8 protein-coding genes are annotated in these 8,753 nt (G+C 69.7%); 7 read left to right on the top strand and 1 reads right to left on the bottom strand.

The window, feature by feature from the left end; all coding sequences use genetic code 11:
• From ACKVMH_RS03820 to ACKVMH_RS03805, 4 genes are all read left to right on the top strand, one after another.
• Positions 1-314: cytochrome c oxidase assembly protein (locus ACKVMH_RS03820; RefSeq protein WP_412699289.1), on the top strand; the 314-nt coding region annotated here is incomplete at its 5' end.
• Positions 307-1,716 (top strand): c-type cytochrome, encoded by a 1,410-nt coding sequence (locus tag ACKVMH_RS03815; protein WP_412699288.1) that lies wholly within the window; start codon positions 307-309, stop codon positions 1,714-1,716. The genes ACKVMH_RS03820 and ACKVMH_RS03815, both read left to right, overlap by 8 nt.
• 258 nt (positions 1,717-1,974) lie before the next feature.
• Entirely contained in the window at positions 1,975-3,714 is a 1,740-nt protein-coding gene (locus ACKVMH_RS03810) for a proline--tRNA ligase (protein ID WP_412699287.1), read from the top strand.
• Between the two features lie 158 nt (positions 3,715-3,872).
• Entirely contained in the window at positions 3,873-4,364 is a 492-nt protein-coding gene (locus tag ACKVMH_RS03805; RefSeq protein ID WP_412699286.1) for an H-NS histone family protein, read from the top strand.
• A 75-nt stretch (positions 4,365-4,439) separates the two neighbouring features.
• On the opposite strand, the gene ACKVMH_RS03800 is transcribed toward ACKVMH_RS03805, so the two are convergent.
• Positions 4,440-5,720 carry a threonine/serine exporter family protein gene (locus tag ACKVMH_RS03800; protein ID WP_412699292.1) on the bottom strand — a complete coding sequence of 427 codons (1,281 nt, stop codon included), beginning with the start codon at positions 5,718-5,720 and terminating at the stop codon, positions 4,440-4,442.
• Between the two features lie 92 nt (positions 5,721-5,812).
• Between ACKVMH_RS03800 and ACKVMH_RS03795 the strand changes: the two genes are divergently transcribed.
• The 3 genes from ACKVMH_RS03795 to ACKVMH_RS03785 are packed head-to-tail and all read left to right on the top strand — an operon-like array spanning position 5,813 to position 8,744.
• Positions 5,813-6,931 carry an MlaE family ABC transporter permease gene (locus tag ACKVMH_RS03795; RefSeq protein ID WP_412699285.1) on the top strand — a complete coding sequence of 373 codons (1,119 nt, stop codon included), beginning with the start codon at positions 5,813-5,815 and terminating at the stop codon, positions 6,929-6,931.
• The gene (locus ACKVMH_RS03790; RefSeq protein ID WP_412699284.1) at positions 6,931-7,818 is read left to right on the top strand and encodes an ABC transporter ATP-binding protein; all 888 of its coding nucleotides are present in this window, start codon (positions 6,931-6,933) and stop codon (positions 7,816-7,818) included. The genes ACKVMH_RS03795 and ACKVMH_RS03790 overlap by 1 nt, the downstream gene beginning before the upstream one ends.
• A complete protein-coding gene (locus ACKVMH_RS03785; RefSeq protein WP_215218795.1) occupies positions 7,818-8,744 on the top strand; it encodes an MlaD family protein in 927 nt (308 codons plus the stop codon). Before ACKVMH_RS03790 ends, ACKVMH_RS03785 begins: the two co-directional genes overlap by 1 nt.
• Positions 8,745-8,753 lie beyond the last annotated feature (9 nt).

Below are 8,753 nucleotides of genomic sequence, written 5' to 3'. Positions count from 1 at the left end.
GCCTGCTTGTCTGGATCGCCGCGTTCGGCGGCGACGCCGCGCGCCGGCGCGATCGCGCCGCGGCCGGTGTCGCCGGCTTGCTGATGACATCGATGCACATGACGTTGCTGGGGGTGCTGCTCGCACTGGCCTCCCGCCCGCTGTACGGCGGCCATGGCGACGTGCTCACGCTGTCCGGCCTGTCGCCCCTGCAGGACCAGCACCTGGGTGGCGTGCTGATGCTGGTGTTCGGCGGCGTGTCCTACCTGGCCGGCGCACTGGTGCTGCTGGCGGGCCTGCTGCGCGACCGGCGCGGGGTGGTGGCCAATGGGTGAGCACGCACCGGCAAACCGGCCCGGCCGGCTGCGGCGGTTCTGGCGCTGGCTGGTCGGCGACGCGTGGCTTCAGTCGCTCGCGCGGCTGGCCGTGGTCGGGCTGGCGGTAGCGGTGGCGGCGCTGCTGTTCGTTTCCGCCGGCTTCGTACCCATCGCAGCCAGCCAGCCGCATTGGCCGATCACCCGCTTCCTGCTGCACTTCGCGATGATCCGCTCGGTCCAGACCCACGCGCTTGCGGTCAACGAGCCGCCGCCGGAGGAGCGTCCGCTCAGCCGGGACGCGATGGTGCTCAAGGGTGCCGGCCATTACGCCAGCGGCTGCCTCGCCTGCCACGGTGCGCCCGGCCACCCCCGCGCCGAGGTCGTGCGGCACATGGAGCCGGCGCCGCCGTACCTGCCCCCCAGGATCGACCGGTGGAGCGACGAAGAGTTGTTCTGGATCGCCAGGCACGGGATCAAATACACCGCGATGCCGGCGTGGCCGTCGCACCAGCGCGACGACGAGGTGTGGGCGATGGTCGCCTTCCTGCGGGAGCTGCCGGGGTTGGAGCCCCAGGCGTTCCGGCAGCTGGCCTACGGCGCTGGCGCCGCCCGGATGCCGACCGGGGGCGCATCGCTCGACCAGCTCGAGCGCGGTACCGGAGCCACCGGTGGAGCCGCTTCGCGCCTGGAGACGGTGGTGGCGGACTGCGCGCGTTGCCATGGTCGGGACGGTAACGGCCGCGGCACGGGCGCCTTCCCGGCGCTGGCCGGCCAGAGCGAGCACTACCTGCTCGCGAGCCTGCAGGCGTACGCGGCAGGCGAGCGGCACAGCGGCGTGATGCAGCCGGTGGCCGCCGGGCTGGATGCAAGCGAGATGCGTGCGCTGGCGGGGTACTACGCCAGGTTGGCGGGTGCGCGCGGGGATGGGGCACTCGCGGTGGATGGGGGGGCGATCGCGGCTGAAGCCGCTCCTACAGGTGGTCGTGGGGCCGGGGATGCGCGGCGACCGGGAATCGAGGCGTCGGCGGCGCGGGGGGAGCGGTTGGCGCGACAGGGCGATGCGGCTGCGCGGATCCCCTCGTGCGTGGAATGCCACGGGCCGGGCGACGACGCCCGCAATCCGCGCTATCCACGCCTGGCCGGCCTGCACCCCGATTACATCGCCCTGCAGCTGCAGCTGTTCCGGAAGGAGCAGCGCGGCGGCACCGGCTACGCACACATCATGCGGACCGTGGCCCGGTCGCTGGAACCGCAGGACACCCGCGACCTGGCGGCGTGGTACGGCTCGCTGCCGGCGGGCGCGGCAAGCGCCCGGTCCTCGTCGTCGTCAGTAACTGCCACGGCAACGTCGTCGCCGCCGTCGCGATCCCAGGGCGAGTTGGCGACCGAACCGCTTCGCTCCTCCGACCGGAATCCGTAGGAGCGACGTAAGTCGCGATCGCAACCCCGCTCGCCTTCGCGCGGGGCACCCGGCACGGCTGTCAGTGGCATCGCGACTTACGTCGCTCCTACGCGCGAGCTCCGGGCCGATCGTGCACCGCGAGGCGGGCCGATCGCGCACGGCGACGCCGGGCCGATCGACGGGGTGACCGCGGGCCTATCGCGCTTGGCGATGGCGGGCCGAACACCCGGGCGAGCGTGTCAGAATGCCGGCTTTCCGGCTCCAGAATCCCCCGCCATGCGCCTGTCGCAATTCCATCTCCACACCAGCAAGGAAATCCCCGCCGACGCCGAGATTGTCAGCCACAAGCTGATGCTCAAGGCCGGCATGATCCGCAAGCTCGCCTCCGGCCTGTACACCTGGACCCCGCTGGGCCTGCGCGTGCTGCGCAAGGTCGAGCGCGCGGTGCGCGAGGAGATGGACGCCGCCGGTGCGATCGAAATGCTGATGCCGTCGGTGCAGCCGCGCGAGCTGTGGGAAGAAACCGGGCGCTGGGAGAAATTCGGCGGTCAGTTGCTGAAAATCCAGGACCGCAAGGACGCCTGGTATTGCTACGGCCCGACCCACGAAGAGGTCGTAACCGATTTCGCCCGCAACGAGCTGGCCAGTTACAAGCAGTTGCCGGTGTGTTTCTACCAGATCCAGACCAAGTTCCGCGACGAGATCCGCCCGCGCTTCGGCGTGATGCGCTCGCGCGAGTTCCTGATGAAGGACGCGTATTCGTTCCACCTCAGCGACGAAGACCTGGACCGGCAGTACCGGGTGATGTACGACGCCTACAGCCGCATTTTCACCCGGCTCGGGCTGGGTTTCCGCGCGGTATTCGCCGATACCGGCGCGATCGGCGGCAGCGCCTCGCATGAATTCCACGTCCTGGCCGACTCGGGCGAGGACGCGATCGCCTATGCCATCGATGGAAACGGTGCGGAAGGTTCCGGCTACGCCGCCAACGTGGAATTGGCCGAGGCGCTCGCCCCGGGCCAGCGTGCCGCCGCCACCGAAACCATGCGCAAGGTGGAAACCCCGACCCAGAAAACCTGCGAGGCCGTGGCCGGGCTGCTGGGGGTCGATCTGCAGCGCACGGTGAAATCGGTCGCGCTGATGACCGCCGACGCCGCGGCGCCGGCGTTCGTGCTGGCGCTGGTGCGCGGCGACCACGTCGTCAACGAGATCAAGCTGGGCAAGCTGGACGGCATGGCAGGTTACCGCGCCGCCACCGAGGCCGAGATTCTCGAGCACCTCGGCAGCACGCCCGGCTTCCTCGGCCCGGTTGCGCCCAAGCGGGCGATCACGGTCATCGCCGACCGCAGCGTCGCGGCAATGGCCGATTTCGTGGTCGGTGCCAACGAGCCGGGTTTCCACCTGGCCGGCGTCAACTGGGGCCGGGACCTGCCAGAGCCGGAACGGGTGGCCGATATCCGCAACGTGGTCGCAGGCGACCGGTCGCCCGACGGCAGCGGCACCCTCGGCATCGCGCGCGGCATCGAGGTGGGGCATATCTTCCAGCTCGGCCGACAGTACGCGGCGGCGATGGGTTGCACCGTGCTGGACGATTCCGGCAAGGCCGCCACGCCGACCATGGGCTGCTACGGCATCGGCGTCTCGCGCATCGTCGCGGCCGCCATCGAACAGAACCACGACGACAACGGCATCGCCTGGCCGGAGGCGATGGCGCCGTGGCAGGTCGCGGTGTGCGTGATCAATCCCAAGAAGGACGCCGCCGTGTCCGACGCGGCCGCGGCGCTCTACCGCGAACTCGCCGACGCGGGGCTGGACGTCGTGCTCGACGACCGTGGCCTGCGCCCCGGCGCGATGTTTGCCGATATCGAGCTGATCGGTATTCCGCACCGCGTGGTGGTTTCCGAACGCGGCCTGGCTGCCGGCACGTTCGAATACCGCCACCGGCGCGCCAGCGAGGCGGAAAACCTCGAGCGGGCGGCGCTGGAGCAGCGCCTCGGGCTCGCCGGCCAGGCCTGATTGCCGGGGCCCGGTTCCGGCCCCGGTTGTTTCAATCCCGAAACAGGCGCAAACCCCTGATTCGGCATATTCATTTCATTTACTCTCAACGCGATCGTCATTACCATGCGCGGGCAACCGGCCGAACCGGCCGGGTATTCCACCCCCGGGAGACCCGCATGGCGATCGATATCAACACCCTTTCCGCGCGTGAGCTTGAAACCCTCATCAGCAAGGCGAAGAAGCGCAAGACCACGCTGAGCAAGCGCAAGCNCCCCCGGGAGACCCGCATGGCGATCGATATCAACACCCTTTCCGCGCGTGAGCTTGAAACCCTCATCAGCAAGGCGAAGAAGCGCAAGACCACGCTGAGCAAGCGCAAGCCGATCACCCAGGTCCGGCGGAAACTCGCCCAGCTGGCCAAGAACGAGGGTTACACCCTCAATGAGCTGTTCGGGGCCGGCGGTGGCGCCACCGCGGCATCCGGCGCCACCCGCGCGCCGCGCGGCACCGCCACCAAGAAGCCGCGCAAGTCGCTCGGCAAGGTCGCCCCTAAGTACCGGGATCCGTCCAACCCGGAAAACACCTGGACCGGACGCGGCAAGCAGCCCCGCTGGCTGGCCGCCTACACCAGCGAAGGCCGTGACCTGCAGGACTTCCTGATCAAGTAATCGCCGGCACGCGCCTGGCAAAACAGAAAACGCCGGCATCACGCCGGCGTTTTTTTTCGCACTTCCCGGCGACGCCTACAGGTTCCGCCGTGACGGCAGCAGCAGGTTGCCGAACAGCAGGCCGGCGATCAGCGCCAGCAGGATATTGAGCACCGCCAGCACCGCGATCTGTCCGGCGTTCACGTCCTGCTGCTGGATCAGGTTCAGCAGCCCGCGCAGGCTGGCGCTGCCCGGCACCAGCAGGATGATGCCGGGGACCCGCACGATCGCGCCCGGACGCTGGAACCACCGCGCGTAGCCATTGCCCGCCGCGGTCATCACCAGTGCGGCGAGGAATATCCCCGCCCCCGCGCCCCAGGCGGCGCCGGCAAACCGCGAGATCAGGTAACCGGCCGCGGCCGACAGAATCACCGCGGGGTAATCGCGCAACGCGGCGCGGAACAGCACCGCGAACGCGAGCGAGGCCGCCGCCAGTGCCAGCCATTCCATCCAGGCCGGCTGTGGCCGCAGCGCGCGCACCTCCGGCGCCAAGCCGATGAGGTTGGCGACATAGAGTGCGATCGCCGTGCCCAATGCGAGTTTCAGCACCGTCATGATCGCGCCGGCAAACCGCGCGGTGCCCGACACCAGGTGCTGGCTGGCCAGTTCGTTCATGGCGTTGGTCAGCGACAGGCCCGGGAGCAGCACGATCAGCGAACAGATGATCACGGTGTTCTGGTTCAACGGCGCGACGAAACTGGCCACCAGCACCGCCACGAGCGACGCGACCAGGGCCAGCACCGCGTCGGACGCCTCGCGCAGGCGCGGGCGGGTCTCGCCCAGCTGGGTCAGCACGCCGATCAGCACACCGTTGAAGCCGGCGATCGCGATGTCCAGCCACGGCAACCGCAGCAGCCCGCCGATCGCCGCCGCGACCAGCCCGAAGCCCAGCACCTGCATCACCCGCCAGCGCGCGGTCGGCGGCCGGTCGAGCGCGGCCATCGCCTCGAAGGCGTGGGCGAGATCGAGCTCGCCGGCGATCACCGCCTCGGCAATGCGGTCGGTCTCTGCCAGCTTGTAGAGGTCGTTGTCGCCGGGGGGCAGGCGGACCACGCGAGTGGTGTCGCTGGCGCCTGGCAACCGCTGCGGGTCACTGAAGCTCAGGATCAGCGCGGTCGGGCTGGACCACGGTTCGCACTCCAGCCGCAGGCGGTCGGCCACCATCAGCAGCGCCGCCTCCAGCCGCTGGGCGGTCGTGCCGTACAGGTGCAGGCGTTCGGCCAGCTCGACCATGAAGGCGATCCGGTCGGCGTAGCTGGCATTGGTGAGCGGTATCGGGCCGGAGGCAACGCCGGGCGCGACCAGCGGCGGGGACAGGGACGGGCTCGTCATCGGCAAAGCATCGCATGCGACGGTGGCGTGTCGACACGCTTCGCACAGGCGGCTGTATCCTGCGGCGACGAGGCCCCATGACCGCATCCGCCCCGCAACCACCACGCATCGAATCCGACGCCCGCGAGCCCGGCCGCCTGCTGCTGCGCGGGCATTGGACGCTGGAGCACGCCGGCACGCTGACCGAGTGCCTGAAATCCACCTCCGCCGACGTCACCGCGCTTGATGCGCGTGGGGTCGAACGGCTGGATTCGCTCGGCGCGCTGCAGCTGCTGCGGTTCTGCGAACTGCGCGGCCTGGGCATGGACTGCGTGACGTTCCGCGACGACCACCAGGCACTCGTCGCCGCGATCGACGACGTCGCCGACGGGCGCCCGCCGCGCAAGCGCGAGTACGGCGTGGCGGCGGCGCTGGCCCGCCTCGGCTTCGCGGTCACCGACAACTGGAAGGAATTCCTCGCCCTGCTGGGCTTCTTTGGCGAGGTGCTGGCCAAGCTGCTGCGCATGGCGAAGGAGCCGTCGCGCTTCCGGCCGACGTCCACCGTCTTCCACATGGAGCAGGTCGGCCTGGACGCGGTGCCGCTGGTGGCGCTGCTGTGCTACCTGGTCGGCGCGGTGGTCGCGTTCCTGGGCGCCAACGTGCTGCGCGACTTCGGCGCAACCATCTTCGTGGTCGAGCTCGTCAGCATCGCGTTCCTTCGCGAGTTCGGCGTGCTGCTGACCGCGATCATCCTCGCCGGCCGCACCGCCAGCGCGTTCACTGCGCAGATCGGCGCGATGGTCAGTCGCGAGGAGGTCGACGCGATGCGCACGCTGGGGCTGGATCCGGTGGACCAGCTGGTGATCCCGCGCGTGCTCGCGCTGGTGGTGATGCTGCCGCTGCTGACATTCATCGCCAACATCTTCGGCCTGCTCGGCGGCCTCACCGTCGGTGCCTACGGGCTGGACATCCCGCCGCAGCAATACCTCGGGCGGATGCAGGACACCATGGAGCTGCGCCACTTCTGGGTCGGGCTGGCCAAGGCGCCGGTGTTCGCGCTGGTAATCAGCCTGATCGGCTGCCTTGAGGGCCTGCAGGTCAAGGGCACCGCGCAGTCGGTCGGCGAGCGCACAACCTCGAGCGTGGTGCAGGCGATCTCGCTGGTGATCATCCTCGATGCCTTCGCGGCGATCTGGTTCATGGAGATGGACATCTGATGGCCGCCGACGCACCCGACATGCCCGCCGACCCGGTCGCACCGGTGGTGCGCGTGCGCGGGCTGGTCAACCGGTTCGGTGAGCAGGTCGTGCACGACGGGCTGGACCTGGACCTGATGCGCGGCGAGATCCTCGGCGTCGTTGGCGGCTCGGGCACCGGCAAGTCGGTGCTGATGCGGTCGATCCTCGGCCTGCGGCGACCGAACGAGGGCGAGATCGAGGTGCTGGGCGTCGACGCGCGCAGCGACGACGAGGACGACCGGCGGCTGATAGAACGCAGCACCGGCGTGCTGTTCCAGGACGGCGCGCTGTTTTCGTCGCTGACCGTTGGCGAGAACGTGCAGGTGCCGCTGAAGGAGCACTACCCCGAGCTGGCCGACTCGCTCCGCTACGAACTGGCGCTGCTCAAGGTCAAGCTGGCCGGGCTGCCTGCCGACGCGCTGGACAAGCTGCCCTCGCAATTGTCGGGCGGCATGCGCAAGCGCGCCGGCGTGGCGCGCGCGCTGGCACTGGACCCGCCGCTGCTGTTCCTGGACGAGCCCACCGCCGGCCTCGACCCGATCGGCGCCGCTGCGTTCGACCGCCTGATCCGCACCCTGCAGGAGGCGCTCGGACTGACCGTGTTCCTCATCACGCACGATCTCGACACGCTTTACGCTATCTGTGACCGGGTCGCGGTGCTGGCCGACCGCAAGGTGATCGCCTGCGCCCCGCTGGCCGAGGTCGAACAGCTCGACCACCCGTGGGTGCAGGAGTACTTCCACGGACCGCGCGCGAGAGCGGCCCAGACGGCGCGCGACCGCAACACGCAGGAGGCCGGCGCGCCTGCGCGCGCGGACCAGGCCGCAAACCCGGGCGCCGACCCGACGATCGAGGCAAGCCACTGATGGAAACCAAGGCCAACTACGTCCTGATCGGTGCATTCACGATCGTGGTCTCGCTGTTCCTGCTGCTGTTCGCGCTGTGGGCGGCCAAGTACTCCTCCGAAAAAAGCTGGCAGGAGTACATGGTGGTCTTCAACGAGCCGGTAACCGGCCTCAGCGAAGGCAGCAGCGTGCAGTACAACGGCATCTCGGTCGGCACCGTGCAGAAGCTCAGCCTCGCGCCCGACGACCCGCGCCGGGTCCGCGCGCTGCTGCGGCTGCAGGCCCGCGCGCCGGTCAAGACCGACACCCGCGCCAAGATGTCGATGACCGGCATCACCGGCAGCCCGATCATCCAGCTCACCGGCGGCGAGCCGTCCAGCCCGATGCTGGTCGACGTCGACCAGCGCCCGATCCCGGTCATCCAGACCGAGCCGTCGGCGCTGCAGAACATTGCCGACACCGCCAACCGGCTGGTCGCCCGGCTCGACCAGGTGCTGAGCGAGGAGAACGTCGAGCGTGTGGCGCAGACCCTGGAGAACATCGAAACGCTCACCGGCTCGATCGCCGACCAGCGCGAGGACCTGCGCGCGCTGGTGGTCAACGCGCGCGAATCCAGCGCCCACCTGAAGGCGACCCTGGCGCGCACCGAGAAGATCACCGCCGACGTCGACCGCGAACTCGTGCAGAAGCTGCCCGGGCTGGTCGACAAGCTCGACCACACCCTGGGCGAGCTCGACTCGGCCGCGGCGGGCGCCAACGGCCTGGTCAACGAGAACCGCGCGGCGATCAACAGCTTCGCCAACGACGGCCTGGCACAGCTGGGGCCGACGCTCGGCGAGCTGCGCGCGCTGGTGCGCGACCTGCGTCGGATCAGCGACCGCCTCGACAACAACCCCGCCGGTTACCTGCTCGGCCGCGACGCACCGAAGGAGTTCGAGCCCGAATGAACGATCCCG

Source organism: Lysobacter zhanggongensis, from assembly GCF_046638635.1.
GTDB lineage: Bacteria > Pseudomonadota > Gammaproteobacteria > Xanthomonadales > Xanthomonadaceae > Novilysobacter > Novilysobacter luteus.
The sequence above is the reverse complement of the archived record's forward strand: the minus strand, read 5'-3'. Positions and strand labels throughout refer to the sequence as shown.

Excerpts from the sequence above, each read along its gene's own strand:
- ACKVMH_RS03785 (WP_215218795.1), top strand. The coding sequence starts at position 7,818 with ATGGAAACCAAGGCCAACTACGTCCTGATCGGTGCATTCACGATCGTG.
- ACKVMH_RS03810 (WP_412699287.1), top strand. The coding sequence starts at position 1,975 with ATGCGCCTGTCGCAATTCCATCTCCACACCAGCAAGGAAATCCCCGCC.
- ACKVMH_RS03795 (WP_412699285.1), top strand. The coding sequence starts at position 5,813 with ATGACCGCATCCGCCCCGCAACCACCACGCATCGAATCCGACGCCCGC.
- ACKVMH_RS03815 (WP_412699288.1), top strand. The coding sequence starts at position 307 with ATGGGTGAGCACGCACCGGCAAACCGGCCCGGCCGGCTGCGGCGGTTC.
- ACKVMH_RS03790 (WP_412699284.1), top strand. The coding sequence starts at position 6,931 with ATGGCCGCCGACGCACCCGACATGCCCGCCGACCCGGTCGCACCGGTG.